At 70.2% G+C, this 19,458-nt stretch carries 16 protein-coding genes and 1 pseudogene; 6 read left to right on the top strand and 11 right to left on the bottom strand.

Going from position 1 to position 19,458, the window contains the following annotated elements; all coding sequences use genetic code 11:
- Window positions 1–31 precede the first annotated feature (31 nt).
- Both ACMCNO_RS14950 and yidC read left to right on the top strand, forming a co-directional pair.
- Window positions 32–313, top strand: coding sequence for a DUF6412 domain-containing protein (locus ACMCNO_RS14950; RefSeq protein WP_412750032.1), 282 nt, complete (start codon window positions 32–34; stop codon window positions 311–313).
- A gap of 216 nt (window positions 314–529) precedes the next feature.
- Window positions 530–1,369 (top strand): annotated as a pseudogene (gene yidC / locus ACMCNO_RS14945) (membrane protein insertase YidC).
- Between the two features lie 74 nt (window positions 1,370–1,443).
- On the opposite strand, the gene ACMCNO_RS14940 reads toward yidC, so the two are convergent.
- The 3 genes from ACMCNO_RS14940 to ACMCNO_RS14930 form a co-directional block, all read right to left on the bottom strand.
- Window positions 1,444–1,665 carry a hypothetical protein gene (locus tag ACMCNO_RS14940; RefSeq protein ID WP_412750031.1) on the bottom strand — a complete coding sequence of 74 codons (222 nt, stop codon included), beginning with the start codon at window positions 1,663–1,665 and terminating at the stop codon, window positions 1,444–1,446.
- Window positions 1,666–1,722: 57 nt separating this feature from the next.
- Window positions 1,723–1,917, bottom strand: a complete 195-nt coding sequence (locus ACMCNO_RS14935; protein ID WP_412750030.1) for a hypothetical protein — start codon at window positions 1,915–1,917, stop codon at window positions 1,723–1,725.
- A 328-nt stretch (window positions 1,918–2,245) separates the two neighbouring features.
- A complete protein-coding gene (locus ACMCNO_RS14930; RefSeq protein WP_412750029.1) occupies window positions 2,246–3,217 on the bottom strand; it encodes a hypothetical protein in 972 nt (323 codons plus the stop codon).
- A 484-nt stretch (window positions 3,218–3,701) separates the two neighbouring features.
- Here ACMCNO_RS14930 and ACMCNO_RS14925 point away from each other — a divergent pair, with 484 nt between their 5' ends.
- From ACMCNO_RS14925 to ACMCNO_RS14910, 4 genes are all read left to right on the top strand, one after another.
- Window positions 3,702–4,142 carry a hypothetical protein gene (locus ACMCNO_RS14925; protein ID WP_412750028.1) on the top strand — a complete coding sequence of 147 codons (441 nt, stop codon included), beginning with the start codon at window positions 3,702–3,704 and terminating at the stop codon, window positions 4,140–4,142.
- 339 nt (window positions 4,143–4,481) lie between these two features.
- Window positions 4,482–6,128 (top strand): diguanylate cyclase, encoded by a 1,647-nt coding sequence (locus tag ACMCNO_RS14920; RefSeq protein WP_412750027.1) that lies wholly within the window; start codon window positions 4,482–4,484, stop codon window positions 6,126–6,128.
- 96 nt (window positions 6,129–6,224) lie between these two features.
- Window positions 6,225–7,817, top strand: a complete 1,593-nt coding sequence (locus ACMCNO_RS14915) for a GGDEF domain-containing protein (RefSeq protein WP_412750026.1) — start codon at window positions 6,225–6,227, stop codon at window positions 7,815–7,817.
- 163 nt (window positions 7,818–7,980) lie between these two features.
- Window positions 7,981–10,893, top strand: coding sequence for a M36 family metallopeptidase (locus ACMCNO_RS14910; protein ID WP_412750025.1), 2,913 nt, complete (start codon window positions 7,981–7,983; stop codon window positions 10,891–10,893).
- Between the two features lie 61 nt (window positions 10,894–10,954).
- Here ACMCNO_RS14910 and ACMCNO_RS14905 read toward each other — a convergent pair whose 3' ends face one another.
- The 8 genes from ACMCNO_RS14905 to ACMCNO_RS14870 form a co-directional block, all read right to left on the bottom strand.
- On the bottom strand, window positions 10,955–11,935 hold the full coding sequence (locus tag ACMCNO_RS14905) for a hypothetical protein (RefSeq protein ID WP_412750024.1): 981 nt from the start codon (window positions 11,933–11,935) through the stop codon (window positions 10,955–10,957).
- A 188-nt stretch (window positions 11,936–12,123) separates the two neighbouring features.
- Window positions 12,124–13,320 (bottom strand): MFS transporter, encoded by a 1,197-nt coding sequence (locus ACMCNO_RS14900; protein WP_412750023.1) that lies wholly within the window; start codon window positions 13,318–13,320, stop codon window positions 12,124–12,126.
- A 6-nt stretch (window positions 13,321–13,326) separates the two neighbouring features.
- Window positions 13,327–14,169, bottom strand: a complete 843-nt coding sequence (locus tag ACMCNO_RS14895; protein WP_412750022.1) for an inositol monophosphatase family protein — start codon at window positions 14,167–14,169, stop codon at window positions 13,327–13,329.
- Window positions 14,170–14,171: 2 nt separating this feature from the next.
- Window positions 14,172–14,726, bottom strand: coding sequence for a DUF1349 domain-containing protein (locus ACMCNO_RS14890; RefSeq protein WP_412753705.1), 555 nt, complete (start codon window positions 14,724–14,726; stop codon window positions 14,172–14,174).
- 24 nt (window positions 14,727–14,750) lie between these two features.
- Window positions 14,751–15,908, bottom strand: coding sequence for a glycosyltransferase family 2 protein (locus ACMCNO_RS14885; protein WP_412750021.1), 1,158 nt, complete (start codon window positions 15,906–15,908; stop codon window positions 14,751–14,753).
- On the bottom strand, window positions 15,905–16,954 hold the full coding sequence (locus ACMCNO_RS14880) for a zinc-dependent alcohol dehydrogenase (RefSeq protein ID WP_412750020.1): 1,050 nt from the start codon (window positions 16,952–16,954) through the stop codon (window positions 15,905–15,907). Before ACMCNO_RS14880 ends, ACMCNO_RS14885 begins: the two co-directional genes overlap by 4 nt.
- Window positions 16,951–18,195: an aspartate aminotransferase family protein gene (locus ACMCNO_RS14875; RefSeq protein ID WP_412750019.1), complete on the bottom strand. Its 1,245-nt coding sequence runs from the start codon at window positions 18,193–18,195 to the stop codon at window positions 16,951–16,953. The genes ACMCNO_RS14880 and ACMCNO_RS14875 overlap by 4 nt, the downstream gene beginning before the upstream one ends.
- Window positions 18,179–19,408 (bottom strand): sedoheptulose 7-phosphate cyclase, encoded by a 1,230-nt coding sequence (locus ACMCNO_RS14870; RefSeq protein ID WP_412750018.1) that lies wholly within the window; start codon window positions 19,406–19,408, stop codon window positions 18,179–18,181. The genes ACMCNO_RS14875 and ACMCNO_RS14870 overlap by 17 nt, the downstream gene beginning before the upstream one ends.
- Window positions 19,409–19,458 lie beyond the last annotated feature (50 nt).

The raw sequence follows: 19,458 nt of genomic DNA, 5'->3' as shown, positions 1-19,458 counted from the left end.
ATGGTTTGCGCCGTGCGGTTACGGTGGCGGGGTGATCTGGTTCGAGGCGTTCCGGCTGTTGGTCAGCATGCTGACCGAGGCCGGCCCGACCGGTCTGCTCGTCGGTACGGGCGCCGTTGCCGGCGTGCTGTTGATCGCCGCCCTTGCCGCCGGTGTGGTGCTGAGCAGTCGCGCCACCGCGGTCCACCCGCGGATTCGCCTACGGGCGCTGCGGGATCGGGCAGGCCGTACGGGTGTGCCGCGCCATCGCGATCCCGACGCCGCAGGACGTACCCGGCCGAGAGGGCCCACCGGGCTCCTCGCGGCCGCCTGAGCGTCCTCGCCTGAACCGCTCGACTACTTCCACCGCTCCTCGCGGCCGCTGGCAGCTGTCCACGTCCTGATCCAGCCACCGGCCGTCCTTCGAGGGGTCCGTCATGCCCATGCCCATGCCTGTTGTCCTGTGCGGACCGGATGATTCCGGGTGCCCGACCGGCATCGGTCGCACCCTTGCCCTGTCGCTGGCCTTCCCGGCCGCCGGGGCCGCGCGATGAGCGCGCTGTTCAGCCCGTTGATGGCGGTGGTCTATTCGGCGATCTCAGCGGTCCTGCTGTTCTGGCATGCGGCCTGGGACACGGTGCTGGGTGACGCGCACGGTTGGGGCACCGACTGGTCCTGGGTGCTCGGCATCGTCTTCCTGGTGCTGACCGTCCGGACCGCACTGCTCCCGATCGTCGCCCGGCAGGTCAGGTCACAACGCGCGGTGCAACAGCTGCAACCCAGGGTCACAGCGCTGCAGGACAAGCACAAGGGCGACCCGGAGACCCTGCGCAGACAGCTGTGGGAGCTCTACCGGTCGGAGCAGGTCAACCCCCTGATGAGCGTCCTGCCGATGCTGCTGCAGGCCCCGGTCCTGCTCGGGTTGCTGCACGTGTTGCGCCACCTCCGGCCGACCGTCACCAGCGAGGCCGCCCGCACCCTGTACGGCTAGACGCTGACACAGTTCGACAGCGCGGCGCACGCGCGGCTGTTCGGTGCACCGATCGCCGCGAGCTTCGGCACCCACGACGGCATCGTCACGATCGTGGCGGCGGTCCTGATCGCGGTGATGGTGGCAACGACCTTCCTGTCCAGCCGGCAGATGATCCTCAAGACGGGCTGGGCCCCGGACCCGCAAGCGAGAACGGTGCAGCGGCTGATGCTGTTCGGCATCCCGCTGTCGCTGCTCGTCTCGGGCGCGTTGTTCCCCATCGGCGTCGTTCTCTACTGGGCGACGCAGAGCCTGTTCGCCTACGGGCAGCAGGCGTGGATCATGCACAGGTACCCGCCGCCGCAGCCCGCCAGCGCCACGGGACGGACCCCGCCCCGCGCGCGACGGGGTATTCACTGATCCGGTCGATGACCGGCCTGGAAGGAGACGCGGGATCCTCGCTGCCTCCGGACAAGGATCGGCTTGCAGATGATCTATCGCCGCGCCGCGACGCGCTCCCCCGACGGGGGCGCTGTCGCGGCCGATGCCCCGTGCCGTTGCGTGACGACGCGGCGGCGCCGGGCCGGCAGCCCCAGCGTCGGGTTGGCGGCGCTCCAGGCGGCGCCCCGGCAGACCAGCTCCTTGTAGACGGCGGCGAGCCGCCCGGTCAGCACCGTCGGCACGGCGCGGTCGTCGGCGGTGACGTACTGGATCAAGCTGTCCGGGCCCGATCCTTGTCAGGGACGGCGCCCGCTCGATTGTGTACGCCGAGGTCAGTCGTATTCGCGGAGCAGGTCGCGGACACCGGCGAGCATCCGGAAGACGTCCAGGCGGCCGTCGAGAAAGCCCCTGCGATAATCCACGCCGGTCACCGGATCCGCCGCCTTGGCCTCGTCCCGGTTTCCTTCCAGGGCGTCGATGCGACCGGCGGCGTATGCCAGCAGCGCCTCTTCCATGACCACCCCCATCACCGATCCGCGCGACAATGTCGCACTCCACGTACACACATGGCAGTGGCTGTCCATCCGACTCCACCCCCACCGATCCGCCAACTGCTGCACCATGGGTGACCGCCCGGACGTCCTGAGTGACCTTCGGTCCGGCGCGGCCCGGATCCCCGTCCGTAATGCCGGACAAGCAACGCTTCCGACGTCGTGACATGGCTTGGCGATCGGTGACCGAAAAGCGCACTCGTCCGGTGAGCGGGCGGCCGTGGTCGGCCTGGGTGCACGGTCGCCGGAACCGAGGCGGGCGCCGGGCAGGCCGTGGGGGTGTCGGCCTGCCCGGCGTCATGCGTCAGGGCAGCGGCGGGCCGACCCGGTCGACCCAGATGCGGTCGTCCGTGCCCCGGACGAACAGGTGCAACACACCCTGGTAGGTGCCGGCCCCGGGGGCGGACGGGGTCGCGCCGCCGCCGGGCACCTGCGTCCACTGGTTGCCCCAGGTCGTGTTCGTCAGGGTGTTGAGGTAGATCCCGTTGTCCGTGCCGCGGACGAAGGCATGCAGGTCACCTCGGTACGCGACGAGGCTCGGCGCGGACGGCGTCAGGCCGGTGCCGGGGACCTCGGTCCACTGGCCGCCCCAGGTCGAGTTCGTGAGCGTGTTGCCGTAGATCCGGTCGTCGGTGCCACGGACGAGCGCGTACAGCCGGTCCTGGTACACCGCCGCCGCGGGAGCGGACGGGGTCAGGCCGGTGCCGGGGACCTCAGTCCACTGGCTACCCCAGGACGAGTTCGTGAGCGTGTTGCCGTAGATCCGGTCATTGGTGCCACGGACGAGCACCTGCAGCTTGCTCTGATACACCGCCGCCGCGGGAGCGGACGGGGTCAGGCCGGTGCCGGGGACCTCAGTCCACTGGCTACCCCAGGTCGAGCCCGCGAGCGTGTTGCCGTAGATCCGGTCATTGGTGCCACGGACGAACACGTACAGCTTGTTCTGATACACCACCGCGGCGGGGGCGCTGGGCGTGAGACCGGTGCCGGGGACCTCGCGCCAGCCGGACGACTGCACACCGTTGTGGGTCTGCACGTAGATCCGATTGTCGGTGCCGCGGACGAACACGTACTGGATGTCGTTGTACGTCGTGGTGGCGGGCGAGTCCGGCGTCGCGCCGCCGCCGGGCAGCTGGGACCATCCCGACCACGCCGGAGTCAATGCCGCCTGCGCGGGCGTGCCGACCAGAGCGGTCGCCGCGATGATCGCTGCGATACCGACGACCATGGCGCGGACCGAACGGCGGCCGATGCCGCCGCGCGCCTCATGAACCATCAAAACGTCTCTCCTTGTGATCACTCCCGCACACCCGGTGCGGATGCGTTGACACTAATCGATGCGTCTGACCACTGTGGAGGGACAAATATCACCGTCGAGAACCCGTGATTGCGCGCGCGGGATCGGCGGCAGAACGCCCGGCGGTGCGGGCCAGCACCAGGCAAGCGGCCACGGCGGAGAGTGAATGATCTCACACACCCAGTGACCGCCCGCCGCCGCTGCAACACCCGTGAGCTGGGTCTGACCCGGCACCAACGGATGCCCACCGGTTGATCGCCTGCGCCTCGACTTGACCGTCACGCCACGATGCCGTCTGATCGTGACGCACCGTCGAGTGAGCACAACTCACTGCAAGCGTCCTCATTGGTGTTCGGGCTCGTTGTCCAGTCGCGAGGCTGTGCCGAGGAGGCGTTTCGCCGGCGGTAGGCAGTTCCATCCACTCCCCCGCCCGACCGGTGGGGATCACACGAAGGACCGACTCATGAAGTCTCTCGCTGCACGCACCCTCGGCATCGTCGCGACGGCCGGTATCGCCGTGGGGGTCGCCGCCGCGCCCGCCGCCGCCGCGGCCCTCGACAACACGTTCGAGCTTGTCACCGGCAGCGTCTCCGCCTATGGCACCTACGACCGCATGATGAGCATCCCGGAGCACCCGGTCGCCCCGATCCGCATCAGCGGCACGCTGGCCGTCAACTCCGCCACGGCGTGTGGCGTCGTGCAGGTCGCCTACAACGGTCCCACGGACGGCATCGAGTGGCGCACGTTCGGCACGCTCTGCGGTAGGGGCAAGACCAACTTCACCACCACCTCCAACCTGCTGTTCGGTGGATTCCAGCCCGCGGTGCGGCTGTGCAAGGGCACGACGGTGAAGAAGGCCGAGCGCGGCACCACCTGCGACACCTTCACCCCCACGGCCAACTGACCGCGGTCCACGGACCGCATCAGCCTGGGAAGATCACACCGCCGAGCCGGCGCGGGCAGAGCCCACACCCGTGTGGGAGCCTGAGCCGGCTCGGCGTCTTCACCCCCCGGATGAGACGCCGGACGAACGCGCCGAGCCTGGCCGCCCGCACCCGGGCGCCGCCCCGGCAGTCCGGCCCGCGGACGCAGCGCCGAAGTGCTTCAGTCGCGCTCGGGTGTTGCCGATGAGGTGGTCTGGCCGCATCCGGTGTCCGGGCGGCGGCCGACGCGTGGGCCGCTCCCGACCCGCACGCCGCAGCGGCGACTGAGGGCGCCGGGGGTGGAAGGAGGTGCGCCGGTCATGGACCGTGCCCGCGCCGCCACGCCCGTCGACACCCCCGCCGAACGGCAGCTGCGCGCGCAGGCGGTGCTGCGCCGGGCGGTCCTGTCCGACCGGGTGTGCTGGGTCGCGGCCGCCCTCGGGATGCTCTGGCTGGGGCTGTACACCGCGGCGACCGCCCTGTCGCAGGGCGACGAGGACCTGACCCGGTTCGTCGGCTCGATCGTCTACCTGGTGCCGGTCGTCGCGGCGGCGGTGGCCTGCGGGATCACCGCACGCGCGACCCACGGCCGGACCCGGACGATGTGGCGCCTGCTCTGCGCCTCGTCGGTCTGCTGGCTGGCGGGCGACCTCTGCTGGGCGGTGTCCGCGTACGCGTACGCGGACGGCGGCCCGGATCCCTCGCTGGCCGACGTGGCATACCTGGCCAGCAACCTGCTCACGATCCCGGCGATCGTGATCGGGTTCGGCGGTGCCCACGCGCTGCGCCAGGCGCGCGGCCTGCTCGACGCGGCGCTGGTTGCCGCGGGACTGGGCGCGGTGGGCTGGCCGACGTTCATCGCGCCGCAGCTCGCCGACGGCGCCGACCTCGCCGCCGTGGTGTCCTGCGCGTACCCCCTGCTGGACGTCGTGATCCTCGCGATCATGATTGCGGTGGGCCTGGCCGGGCACCGGGTGGTGCCGTACCCGGTGCTGCTGATCGCGGGCGCGTACCTGACCGCCGCGATCGCCGATGGCGGGTACACCTACGTCGCGGTGGTGCACGAGTACTCCGACGGGAGCTGGCTGAACATCGGATATCAGGCCGAGGCCGTACTGATCCTGCTGGCCGCCGTGGTGGCGAAACGCCACCAGGGCGAGGCGCAGGTGGCACGCATCGACCGTGACATCACCTTCCCGGCGGTGCTGGTGGCCGCGCTCGCCGTCGCCGCGCTCGTCGGCGTCGAGCAGGCCCGCACCGACCGGATCGGCAGCGGCACCCTGGCTGTCGCCGCGGTCCTGTTCAGCGGACTGCTGCTGCGCCAGATGCTCACCACCCGCGACCGGACCAGGCTGGCCCGCGACCTGGATGCGGCGCTGCGCGAGCAGGAGCGCCTGGCGGCCACCGACCCCCTCACCGGCCTGTACAACCGGCGTTTCTTCCAGGACGTGCTCAAGGACGAGTCCGCGCGCTGTGCCCGGTCCGGCCAGCCGATAGCGGTGGTCATCCTCGACCTCGACCACTTCAAGCGCATCAACGACCGGTACGGCCATCCGGCCGGCGATGCCGTACTGGTCCAGGTCGCCGACCGGCTCCGCCGGACTGCGCGGGCCGGCGACGTCGTCGCCCGCTTCGGCGGCGAGGAGTTCGTGTGCCTGCTGAACGACACGGACGAGGACGCGGCGCTCGAACTCGCCGAACGCCTGCGTCACGCGCTGCGCAGCACTCCGGTCGACATCCGGCCCGGCCTCGCCATCCCCATCACCGCCTCCGTCGGCGTCGCCGGCACCCCGGCCGAGGGGAACCTGGCCGCCGCCGACCCCGACCAGCTGATTGCGGAGGCCGACCGCGCGCTGTACCGGGCCAAGAGCGCGGGCCGTGACCGGGTGATGGGCACAGACCGGCGTGCCCCCACCCCGATCGACGAGGACATCGCCCTGCCGGGTCACGTGATCACAGCATCCTAGGAGGATGGCTGGATCTTCGCTGGTTGGCGCCGCCCAACTACTTCAGCCCGGCTGACCTTGGCCGATGGAGGAGGCGACCGGACCGGGGGTGAGACCTTGATCGCCAGCGCGACCAGCGCCGAGCAACTCTCGGCTGCCCTGCTCGAGATCGAGGACCGGCGAATCGGGAACGCCGAGGCCGCCCTCGCCCTCGTCACCGAGTTCGAGGCCCGGGCGCTGGAACTCGGCGACGACACCCTCGTCGCACGCGCCCGCCTGAGCCGCACGTACCTGCTCGTGCGCGCGGGCGACGTCGCCGGGGCCGCCCAGCGGCTGGACGAGAGCCTCGCCTGGGCGGTCGAGCACGGTGACCGCATGTTGCAGGCCCGCACTCACGCGATCTGGTCGTACGTCCAGCGGTTGCGCGGTGACTTCGCCAAGAGCCTGGAGCATGCGCTCAGTTCGGTGGAGCTGCTCGACGAGACCGCCACCCCGTACATGAGGGTGCGCCACCACATGAAGCTGGCCGACGCCCTCGCCGACAGCGGCGCGCTGGACGCGGCCCGGCCGCGCTTTGCACAGACCGAGGAGCTGGCCCGCGAGCTGGGCCTGTGGGAGCTGCTCACGGACGTGCTCAACAACTGGGCGTACTCGGAGTATCTCGCCGGGGAGTTCGTGCGCGCCCAGGAGGTCGCCCGCCGGCTGCAGGAACACGCCGAGGCACACGACATCGAACTCGCCACCTTCACGCTGGACACGATCGGCGCGATCCAGATCAGCAACGGCCTGTACGCGGAAGCCGAGCGGACGATGCTCGCCTGCATCGACCTGCACCACACGGGGCGGTACGACGGCGCCGAATACCTGGCCGAGTACCTGCTCACCCTGGCCCGCGCCCAGCGCGGGATGGGTGCCACCGACCGGGCACAGGCCAGCCTGGACTCCTCCCGGGAGCTCTGCGTCGAACGGGAGCTGCACGAGGTCCTGGTCCGGGTCCACCAGGAGCAGGCCGAGCTGCACGCCGCCCGCGGCGAGATCGCCGAGGCGTTCGCGATGCACAAGGTCTTCCACGAGGCCTACGAGCGGTTGCGCTCCAAGCAGCACGAGGCCCAGGCACAGACCATCTTCGAGACCGCCGAGGTCCGCGAGGAGGCCGAACGCTTCCGCGAGCAGGCCCGCCGCGACCCGCTGACCGGCCTGCGCAACCGGCGCTACGTCGACGAGGAACTCCCCGCCCTGATCGCGGCCGACCCCGACCTCACCGTCGCCATCGTCGACCTCGACCACTTCAAGCGGATCAACGACCAACTGTCCCACGACGTCGGCGACCGGGTACTGGTCCAGGTCGCGAAGCTGCTGGAGACCGAGCTTCTCGCCGCGACGCCGGACGGGTTCGCGGCCCGGCTCGGCGGCGAGGAATTCCTGATGGTCCTGCCCGCGACCGGGGTCGCCGCCGCCACGGAGCAACTCGACCGGATCCGCCAGGTCGTCAGCGCGTACGCGTGGCAGGAGATCACCGGAACGCTGCCCGTGACGATCAGCATCGGCGTGGCCGGCGTCCACGAGGCCCCCGACCTCAGCCAGCCCGCGCTGCTGTCCGCCGCGGACCGCAACCTCTACATCGCCAAGCACGCGGGCCGCGACCGCATCGCCTCCAGCCACGGGCGCACAGGCCACAACCGCACTTTTCGCGACCTCGACGCCGCCTGATTCCGCCTCCCTTGGTTGCCAACTGGTAGCGAAATCGGAATTGATCTTGTGATCCCGCACCGGACGCCGATCGGCGTCCTCCGGATGGCCGTAGGTGGGTTCCCGGCGCGCGACGTGCGACCGGACGGACGGTGCCACCTGATCCGGCCGGAAGGGGCCTTGAATGAAAGCGTTGTCGGCGTCATCGCGGAACCGGCGATGGTGGGCAGCAGCAGCGGGCGGCGCCGTCCTGGTCGGGGGCGTGGTGACCGCGCACGCTGATTCGGCGCCGAAGCCGAAGGACGTCGTGCGTGCCGCGGACCGGACGGTGGAACGCGAGGACCTCGCCGACTACGACTCGCGGGACGCGCTGAACGCCTCCCGGGCCAGACAGCCGGAGATCACGGCCAGGAGCACCAGCGTCGCCGTGCGGCGCCTGACCGCAGCGGTCGAGCCGGGCAGCCCGGTGCGCCGGCTGCGGGACACGCTCGGCATCCAGGGCGTCGTCGAGCTGGACCGGGCCACGGGTACGCCGCGTCGCGTCGCCAAGCTCGACGGGTTCCTCACCGGGGTGAGCTCCCTGAGCCCCGCCCGGATCGCCCTGAACTACGTGACGGCGAACCCGGCGGTGTTCGGCCTCAGCGCCGGCGAGGTCGGCCGGCTCAAGCTGCGCCGCGACTACGTCGACCGCGCGGGCACCCACCACCTCAGCTTCATCCAGAGCGTGGGCGGCGTGCCCGTATTCGGCAACGGCGTCAAGGCACACGTCGCCAAGGACGGGCGGCTCATCCAGGTCGACGGCTCACCGGTCGCGGACCTGCCGAGCGGACCGGGCACGGCCAGGCTGAGCGCCGAAAAGGCCCGCGCCGCCGCGGTCGAGAACGTCTTCGGCGACTCCCGCGCCACGGTCGTCCACCGGGCCGCAGGTGCGACCAGGGCCACCACGTTCTCCGACCAGGGCGCGGCGTCGCTGGTCATGTTCCAGACCGCCACCGGCCCGCGCCTTGCGTGGCAGACCGTCGCGATGGACACCGGCTGGATCCACGTCGTCGACGCCCAGGACGGCACGGTGCTGTTCCGGCAGAGCACGGTGGCCAAGGACACCGCCCTCATCTGGCCCAACTACCCGGGCGCCCCGTCGGGCGGCAAGCAGGTCAGCGTGGACCTGGGCAGGTGGCTGCCGAACGGCTCACCCAGACTGGCCGGCAACATCGCCCACGTCTACACCGACCTCAACGACGACAACAAGGCCAACCCGTCCGAGGAGGTCCGGCCACGCGCGAACCGCACCTGGCGGTACCCGTTCACGGACTTCAGCAAGCAGGTGGGCGGCAAGTGCCGGGCGGCGTTCAAGTGTTCCTGGAACCCGAAGGTCCCGTACTCCTGGCGGACGAACCGCGCGCAGTCCTCCGTGGAGCTCTACTACCTCCTCGGCGTGTGGCACGACCACCTGGCCGCCAAGCCGATCGGCTTCACCCGCGCCGCGGGCAACTTCGAAGCGATCGACGAGGACGCCGTGCAGGGTGAGGCCCTCGACGGCGCCAACACCGCCAACGGCCTGCCGGACACCGACCACATCAGCAACGCGAACATGAGCACGCCGCCGGACGGCACCCCGCCGCGCATGCAGATGTACCTGTGGTCGGACCCGACCAACCCGGACGACGAGTCCCTCGCCGGCAACTCCAGCGACGAGGCCGACACGGTATTCCACGAGTACACCCACGGCTTGTCCAACCGCCTCGTCGTCGACGCCAACGGGGTCTCGACGCTGACCGTCGCTCAGGCGCGCGCCATGGGCGAGGCCTGGAGTGACTGGTACACCCAGGACTACTTCGTGGCCAAGGGCTACGAGAAGGACACCGCGAGGGAAGGTGACGTCCTCGTCGGCAAGTACATGTTCGGTGGGGTGACCCTGCGCAGCGAGCCGATGGACTGCCAGGTCGGCAGCGCCTCCAAGGCGTGCCCGGGCACCCCGACGGCGGGCCGGGGCGGCTACACCTACGGCGACTACGGCAAGATCTACTCCGGTGGTCCCGACGTGCACACCGACGGCGAGATCTGGGCGCAGACGCTGTGGGACCTGCGCAAGGCGATCGGCAGCAGCAAGGCCCAGTTCCTGGTGACCCGCGCGATGGAGCTGTCACCCGCCAAGCCGTCGTTCCTCGACCAGCGCAACTCCATCCTCCAGGCCGATCTCGTCGCCAACCGCGGACGGCTGCAGTCGGCGATCTGGAAGGTGTTCGCGCACCGCGGCATGGGCTTCTTCGCCGGTGCCGTGGACGGCACCGACACCGACGTGACCGAGGACTTCTCCCTGCCGCCCGCGGCCAACACCCCGCGGGGCACGGTGACGGGGAAGGTCACCGACGCCGACACGGGCGCGGCCGTAGCCGGAGCGACCGTCACCTTCAGCGGTCACACCTCCGGGTTCGCCAACGACTATGTGACCACCACGGCGGCCGACGGGACGTACACGATCAGTCGCGTGCTGCCCGGCACCTACCCCAAGGTGTTCGCCAAGACCGCCGGGTTCGACTCCATGGTCAAGACGGTCTCCGTCGGTGCCCGGGTGAACCGGGCCGACTGGGCGCTGCGCCGCGACTGGGCGGCCACCGCCGGCGGCAGCAGCGTCGCCAGCTTCACCGGCCCGGACTACACCGAGTCCCGCTGCGGCCCGAAGCACCTGTTCGACCAGTCGTACGGCTCCGGCTGGGCCTCCCAGGTCACCGGTGTCAACGGGTACCACGTGGTGCTCAAGCTGCCGCAGGCGGTCGACATCACCGAGCTGACGCTGGACGCGACCGCGACCTGCGGTGACTTCGGAAGCGCCTCGACCGGTAAGTTCCGGATCGAGACGTCCCCCGACGGCACCACCTGGACCGTGGCCGCCGACAGCCAGTTCACCGCGGCCAACCGCGGCCTGGCCAACCCGGTCGCGTTGTCCGCGGGCACGACGGACGTGCTGTACGTGCGGTACACGATGCTCTCGAGCCAGGCACAGGACATGGGCGTGTGCACCACGCCGGACGCACCGTACAGCGGCTGCTCGTTCATGGATTCGACGGAGCTCGCCGTCTACGGCACACCCTCCTGATCCGCCGGGCCGCTCCGGACTCCTGGGTTCCAGGGGTCCGGGGCGGTCTTCCGGGAGCGGGTCAGCCCTCGACGGCGATCTTCTTGCCGGACGCCTTGACCGTGAACGACGTGGTCTTGTGGGTCCACGGGTTCTTCGCGTACACCCGGGCGCCACGGTCCATGGTGGTCACCCGGACCATCTTGGTGCCGATCATGCGGTTGAAGTCGGACGCCTCCTGGCGGACCATCCGGCGCAACACGGCGACCTTGATCCGGTGCCCGTGCGCGGCGCGGCGGGTGTCGGCCGCGCCCTGGGCGGCGACCTCGCCGACGGTGTCGGTCATGTTCACGTACGCCACGCCCCGGGCCAGCGTCGTCGCGCTGATCGTCACCGACGCCGCCGGCAGCGTCACGTGCTGCACCCCGTAGCCGTACGTGGCGGTTTCACTGAAACCAGGGCCGGCGCCGCGGCTGCCGGTCAGCGTCCCCGCCGCGCTGACGTGCAGGGTGATCGTCATGCCGTCGCCGTCGCGGTAGGCGTAGTGGGCGGACCCGTCGCCGTGCACGGTCCGGGTGCCCGCGTGCGCGACGTCGGTCAGCGCCGTGGCCGGCGTGGTCAGCCCTGCCCCGAGGAAATCACCGAGGGTCACCGACGGAACCGCGGTGAACTGGTAGCGGACCTGGGGGCGGCCCATCATCTTCACCGCCGCCCGCTCGTCCGGCTCGCTCAAGGACCGGTACATCCCCTTGCCACCGACGACGTACATGGCGATGCTGTCGCCGCCGAACTGGTACCGCGAGTGTGCGATCTTGTGGCTGACATCGACCACCACCGTGGACGAGGCCGACACCGAACCACCGGTGAAGGCATCGGTGATCTTCCAGCCGTCGCGGGCCGCGGCGGTCGACGCGTCGGCCACCGTCCTGAGCGCCGCGGCCATCGCGGTCGCGTCCAGCGAGGTCGTGGTGTCCGCGGCGTACGCGGGGGCCGGCAACGTGAGCAGGCCGGCGGCCAGCGACACGGCGGCGGTCAGCAGAGAGGAACGGGACGGACGAAGCATCATTACTCCGGGCAAAGGGAGGGGTACGGATCAGAACGACGAACGTACCGAAACGGACCCGGCCCCCGGCTCGACGCAGCAGCCGCTGTTACTCACCGTTACCGCGACGGCGGGTCACCGCCCGGCCGGTCAGCGCTGACCGTCCGTCCAGAGACGGACCCCGCCGAACAGCAGAGAACTACTCTCTGTTACTTCGTCCTCGCCCGCTGTCGGCGCGGCCGTGGAACGCCGAGGACGTACACCGCCACCGCGACGATACCGGCCACACCGGCCACCAGCGTCGTGTGCCGGACGTCGGCGTTGGCCACGACGTAGCCACCGAGCAGCGCACCGGCGCCGATCCCCACGTTGAACACGCTGGAGCTCGCGGCCGAGGCGATGTCGGTGCTCCCCGGCGCCACCGACAGGACGCGCACCTGCACCGCTGTCCCGAGCGCGCCGAACGCCAGCGCCCGCAGCGCCACCAGGAGGATCACGGCCGGGCCATGACCCGCCAGCGGGTAGAGGGCGAGCAGCGCTCCGGCGGACAGCACAAGCGTCGCGACCATGCCGAGCAAGGGCCGCCGATCCATGATCCAGCCTGCCGCGCTGACGCCGGCCACCCCTGCGAGACCCGCCACCAGCAGCGTCGGGGCGATGCTCGACGGGGCGAAACCGCTGGCGTCGGTCAGGAAGATCGTCACGTACGTCTGCGCGGTGAAGACCGCGGTCACGGCGACGGCTGTGGTGGCGAGCACGACGGCGTACTGCCGACGCGACGGGCTGCGGCCCACGGACCGTTTCTCGGCGACGCGGGGCACCTGCGGCAGCAGCAGGCACAGGGCCACGAAGACGAGCAGGCCGAGCAGCCCGACGACGCCGAACGCGAAGCGCCAACCACCGTGCTCGCCGACCCACGCGGTGCCCGGCACGCCGATCACCGCGCCGAGGCTGCCGCCGCTGAACACCACCGCGATCACCCAGCCGGTCGCCGCACCGGCGAACAACGACGCCGCGGTGGTCGCCACCAGCGACCAGAAGACCGCGTGGCTGAGCGCCGTCGCGATGCGCGCGGTCAGCAGGACCGCGTAGCTGTCGGCCAGCCCAGCCATGATGATCGATACGGTGAACAGGCCGAAAGCGCCACACAGCAGCCGCCGCCGCGACAGGTGCAGCGTCAGCCGGGTGAGCGGAATCGACGTCAGCGCGACGACGGCACCGTATCCGGTCACCACCAGGCCCATGCGCTCGTACGAGGTGTCCAGCGCCGGGGCCATCCACGGCAGCAGGGCCACCGGCATGATCTCCGCCGTCACGAACACGAAGGTGGCGACGGCCAGCGTGATGAGGATCGCCAGCTGGCGCGGTCTGCTGGTCGGCCGGGCCAGGGCATCGGAAGTGACCATGCGCGCCTACGCGGCCGCGGGCGGCGCCCCGCCGCCGGAGGTCGCCGGCCTCACCAGCTCGGCCAGCGCGTCGTGCAGCCCCGCACCGGACGCGATCACACCGCCCACGCCCAGCGGGGTCACCCGGCCACCGGCCTCCGCGACCACCACCACCCCCGCGGCGGTGTCCCAGGCGCGCAGCTCGTCCTCGTAGTAGGCGTCCAGGCGCCCGCACGCCACCCAGCACAGCTCCAGGGCCGCGCTGCCGTTGCTTCTGAGGCACCGCACGCGCGGAAGCACACCCGTGAGCACCCGCGACTGCCGGGCCCGCGACGCCGCATCGTACGAGAAGCCGGTCGCGACCAGGGCCGTCGCCAGCCGGGCCGTGGCGTTGACCGTGATCGGTGTGCCGTTCAGGCGGGCACCCAGGCCGTGAGCCGCCGCGAACGTCTCCCCTCGGCGGATGTCGTGGACGGCGCCCACGATGGGCCGCCAGACGCCGTCCACGCACTGTTCACAGCCGACGCTGACGGCGATGTTCGGCAGGCCGTACAGGTAGTTCACCGTTCCGTCGAGCGGGTCGACCACCCACCGGAGTCCCGTCGTGCCGGCGACGTCGCTGCCCTCCTCGCCCACCACCCCGTCGTCCGGCCGGGCCCGGTGCAGCGCTGCCACGATCGCCCGCTCGCTGACCCGGTCGGCATCGGTCACCGGGTCCGTCCGGCCGGACTTGTGCCCCACTCCGGTCGCCCGGTCGAGCCGCTCGGCGACCGCGGCCGCACCGGCATGCGCAGCCTGCGTGGCCACGCGCCCGAGCAGAGCCATCCGGCGCCGACGCTCGCGTTCCTCGGTGCGGACGTCGTTCGCCATCGCTAGTGCAGCTCCCGGGAGATCGGCTCCGTGACCGTGAAGCCGGTGAACGACGCCCCGAAGCCGGCCCGCTGCGGCGAACAGCACATGACGCCGACCTGGACCGACTCCGGGAGGTCGAGGTAGCCCAGCCGGAGAAGTCGCCATCCGCCGTCGTCGGTCGCGCACTGCACCCGGAGTGCCGTGTCGTGCCGGGTCAACCGGATCCGCAGGCTCCCCGCATAGTCCGGCCAAGGCACCATGGACCAGTCGGAGAACTCCCGGGTGATGACCGTACTGACGTGCGTCGTGCCGTCGGTGTACTCAATCCCGGTCTTCAGCCAGTTCCGCTCGTCCACCCGCAGCATCAGACCGGACTGGTCATACAGGGTGTCGTACCGGCCGTGCACCGTGACCTCGGCGGTGAAGTCGCCGCTGACGTCGCGGTGGTAGAAGTGCCCGTTGTCGTGGATGAAACCGTAGAAGGTGTTGCGCCAGAAATCCGTGTCGGCCGCCGTGACGGCGCGAACGGTGTCGCCCTCCACAGACCACTGTGGGGGTTCGTTGAGCCACTGCATCTCGGGCACGATCACCGGATCCTTTCAGGTCAGTGCTGCCGCATCGGTGGTCTCCCGGGCGACGCGGCCGGCCTCGGCGAGAATATGCTTCCGGTATCTGGTGGAGAAACCACGCACCGACGGCGATATCACGCAGCGTTGCACCGACCCGGTCGGGAACGGCAGCGCGAGTCCGGCCAGCGGCAACACCGTGACCTCCGGCTCCGCGTCGAAGGTCGTGCCCACCGGCAGACACACCTCACCGTCGGCACCCAGTCCGGCACCGACCACGACGGTGTCGACGCCCGCGCTGGCGCCGCGTACCACCGCCGGGCCCGCGCTGCCGGACGGGAGCACCTCGGAGAGCTCCCGCCTGAACGCCACGAGCTGCTGGTTCGCCTCGAAGTCGCCGAACGCCGCGGCGAGCTCCACCTCAACGCTCGGCCACTTGCCCAGGAAATAGCGGTAGTTCGCCTCCTCCGTCCGGCGGTTCGCGGCGACGTTGCGCTGGTGTGGCAGGTGGATGCCGAAGACGTCCTCGCGCATGACGATCGGCACACCGGCCCGCGACACCCGGTACGCCCACTCCAGATCCTCGACGCCGTACCCGTGGAAGTTCAGGTCGAAGAACAGGTCGTGCCGCGTGATCGTGTCCCGCGGCAACGCGATCAGCGCGGTCCACGCGAACGCCCACGCGATGACGTGCGCGGTGCGCAGCCGGGCATCGGCCGGGCCGGGCCCGTGCCTGTCCAACTCGGCGAGGCGGTCCGCGTAGAAGGCGTACGGGCGTGCCTCGGCCGACGTGACGTCCGCGGTGTTGTTGTCGTAGTCGATCATCTGGCCGACGACGCAGTGCTCCTGTCCTCCGGCGAAGTGCCGCTCCCAGAGGTTCTCCAGGAAACGCCGGGGCACCGCCATGTCGGCGTCGAGCAGCACGACGACCGAGCCGCGGGCCATCCGCAGCGCCAGGTTGCGCGCCCTGCCCACCTGCCAGTCGTACGAGCAGCTGACCGCGACGATGTCGAGACGGTCGGAGAACTCCTGGCACAGTGCGGTGAAGTCGGGCGCGTGCTCCATGACCCCGAGCACGATCTCGAACTCGGCCCGCGGCAGGGTCTGCCGTGCGAACGCCTCGAACGCGATGCGGATGTTGCGCAGCCGCTGCCGGTACGGGATGACGATGCTGACCTTCGGATTCTTCATACCTGCAGGAGCACCTTGCAGCTACCCACCGGGGCCGGGGTCATCTGACGTCTCCCGATGTCGCAACCCAGCACGGCGAAGCCGCGCGCGAAGTCCGCCAGCGGCACCACGTCACTGACCAGGCGCCGTGCCGGGAAGATGCCACTGGCGATGAGGTTGAAGGCCTCGGTGAAGGAGCCGTCCCGGGAGTCGATCGAGCCGAGGATCGTGAGGCTGCGATCGGCCAGGTGCATGGTGTCGATCGCGACCTGCCGGGCCTTGAGCCCCACCGACAGGTAGGTGCTTCCGCAGGACATCTGCGGGTACAGCTCGTCGAGCAGGCCGGTCGTCGTGTCCACGACGAGGTCGATCGGGCAGGCAGGGTCGTGGAAATGCTTCGCGCGGGCCTCGTCGAGCGAGGCGTAGGCACGCACGCCGGACGGAAGCCGCGACGGCGCGAGCTCCAGACGGCTGGGCGACTGCTCGATCACGACGGGCACGACGCCGCGCAGTGCCAGGGCCCACGAGTACATGAGACCCAGCGGCCCGGCACCGAACACGAACGTGAATGCGCTGGGCGTCGTGAGGTCCAGCTGACGGACCCCGCCGAGCACGCAACTCAGCGGTTCGGTCAACGCGGCCGCTTCCAGCGGGACATGCTCGGGCAGCACATGCACGTACGGTGACGTCGTCCGGAATCTGCCGGCGAAGGCGCCGTCGTAGCTGACGCCGCTCTCCGTCCCCACCTTGTTGACGCAGTGGTTCGCCCGGCCGCTCGTGCACATCCGGCACGTCCCGCAGGACGGCGTCGGGTTGATGACGACGCGGTCTCCCACGCGCACCGTGGACACGTCCGCGCCGATCTCCGCGACGATGCCGGTGGCCTCGTGCCCGAGGGTGACCCCGCGCTGGGCCACCGGATAGGCACCGGAAACGATCGCGAGGTCGGTGCCGCAGATACCGCAGAATTTCACGTCCACGACCACGTCGTCGGGCCCGGTGGCGTGCAGCGTCCCGACCTCCGTGAGTTCCACGTCCCAGGCACCGTGAAACTTGAGCGCTTTCATCCGACTCCCGCCTCCTGTAGTTCGGTCAACGCGGACCGCAGTCCTCGCACGATGTCGGCCACCTCGGCGGCGTTCACGACCAGCGGCGGACGCACCTTCACCGTGCGCCCGAACCCGTAGCGGCTGCCCCGCAGGAGCAGCCCGTGTCCCTTGGCCACCTCGATGAACGCGGCGACCGATGCGCTGTCGGGCAGGTCGAACCCGAGCATCAGCCCTTCGCCGCGGACGTTCTCCATGCTGGGGAACTCGTGTCCGAGACGGTCCAGTTCCGTGCGCAGCACCGGCCCGAGGGCGCGCACGTTGGCCAGCACGTCGTACTTGTTGATGTAGTCGATGGTCGCCTGGAGCGCGACCAGCGCCAGCGGATTCGCTCCGGCGGTGGACGAGTGCTCCCATGGCTCGAGCACATCGAGCTCACGGCGCATGAGGACACCGGCGACCGGAATGCCGATGCCTCCGGCGCCCTTGGCGAAGACGATGACATCAGGACGCAGCTCCCGGGCGAGTCCGTTGCTGGCGAAGAACTCTCCCGTACGCCCGAAGCCGGTCTGCACCTCGTCGGCGATGACGAGAATGCCGTGCCGGTCGCAGAACTCCCGGAGCCTGCCGAAGTAGTCGGGCGGCGGGACGATGTTCCCGCCGTTGCCCAGGATCGGCTCGATGACCACGGCGGCCACCTGGCCGCTCGACGCGTACTCCAGGAAGTCGTCCAGCCGGGTCGCGCAGAACATCCCGCAGCTGTCCGGCGTCTTGTCGTAGAAGCAGTTGTTGCAGTCCGGCGCCGGCACCTTGAGTGACGCGATGACCGGCAGCCGGAAGCTCGCCTGGCGGAACGCGTTGCCGGAGATTCCGGTCGCCGCGATCGACTGGCCGTGGTGGGAGCCGAACAGCGAGATGATCTCGGTCTTCCCGGTGGCCTTCTGCGCGATTCTGACCGCACACTCGATCGCGGTGGACCCCACGATGTCCCGGAACCAGTAGCCGTCTATGTGCGACGGCAGATGTTCCCGCAGCGACTCGAACACCCGGAGCGACTTTTCCCGGGTCAGCTCCGACGACAGGTGGCAGCACCGTTCGATCTGCTCGTGCAACGCCTGCTTCACCTCGGTTGCCGAATAGCCGAGCGAGAGGTTGAAGGTGCCGGAGGCGCAGTCGATGTAGGACCGCCCTCCGGCCTTCAGCCGCACACCGTCGCCGCGGATGTCTCGCCAGTCGAACGGCGTGTCAACGGTGGCCGCCATACCTGCCGTTTCCCCCCGTGTCCCGAATTCCTGCGGCGAGGTCGCGCTGCACCGTGACGGCAGCGTGCATCTCCTTCTCGGTGAGGTCGTTGACGAACGTGACACCACCGATGCCGACCGGCAGTGGAAGCCGTTGCTGGTTGTCGCGGTGCCGGATCGTGTCCTGCAGCGCGTGGGCCAGCACCACCGGGTCGAGCATGGGGTGCCAGGTGGGCAGTTCGAGCGCCGCCATCACGGCGAGGATGCGGTCGCGTTCGGCCTCGGTCAGCAGGCCACGCCGCTGGGCGATGACGGTCGTGAAGGCCATGTCCACGCAGACGGCCTCACCGTGCAGCAGTGCGGGCAGCGCACGCATCTCGACGGTCGGGCTGAAGGTGTGCCCGTAGTCGACGCACCGCTCCAGCTGCGCTTCCCACAGGTTGGGCTGCAACTCTTCGAGCATGCCGTGGGTGGCCGCCCGCAGGGCGGCGGTCGCGGCCTCGTCCCCGGCCAGGGTGATGCCCTGGAACTTCTCCTCGAGCAGCAACCGGCCGTGCCGTTCCAGCAGTTCGAACAGCTGGTGGTCCTTGATCAGGGCGATCTTGAGCATCTCGGCGAGGCCGTTGCTGATGTGCCGTCGACCCACCGTGGCGAGGAACCGCCGGTCGAGCAGGGTGAGATCCGCGGGCGCGTAGGTACCGAGGCGGTTCTTGTGGCCGTTGAAGTTCACGCCGGTCTTGGCGCCGACACCGGCGTCGACGAGTCCGATCAGGGTGGTGGGGACGCGCAGGAAGGGTGTGCCGCGCCGGTACAGGCTGGAGACCAGGCCCACGACGTCGGTCAGCACACCGCCGCCGACCACGATCACGGGCTCGCGTCGCCGGGCGATGCCGAACGCGTCGATCTTCTCGACGATACGGCCCGCGGTGTCGAGGTCCTTGACGGTTTCGTTGGCGTGCACCGTCATCATCGCGTACTCGACATCGTGGTGCGCGAAGTAGGCGCGGATCTCGGCGCCGTACAACTCGTCGACCTTGCTGTCGACGATCACGAATCGGCGCCGCCGGCCGTCGGTGTCCGCCCCGATTTCGAGCAGGTCGGTATGGTCGCGCCGGAAGACATGGTCACGCATGCGTACCTCATAGCTGACCTGCTTCTGCGTGTGGACGAGCCAGGATCCGGCCTCGTCTCGAACGTGCAGTCCCGACCTGCTCTCGGCTGTGCTGATGCTCATGTCCACTCCCCCATTGATTGCGTTACTCATGAACCGGATCAGGTGCAACC

The organism is Krasilnikovia sp. M28-CT-15 (assembly GCF_047159595.1).
Taxonomy (GTDB): domain Bacteria; phylum Actinomycetota; class Actinomycetes; order Mycobacteriales; family Micromonosporaceae; genus Actinoplanes.
This window is presented reverse-complemented; position numbering and strand designations above follow the sequence as displayed.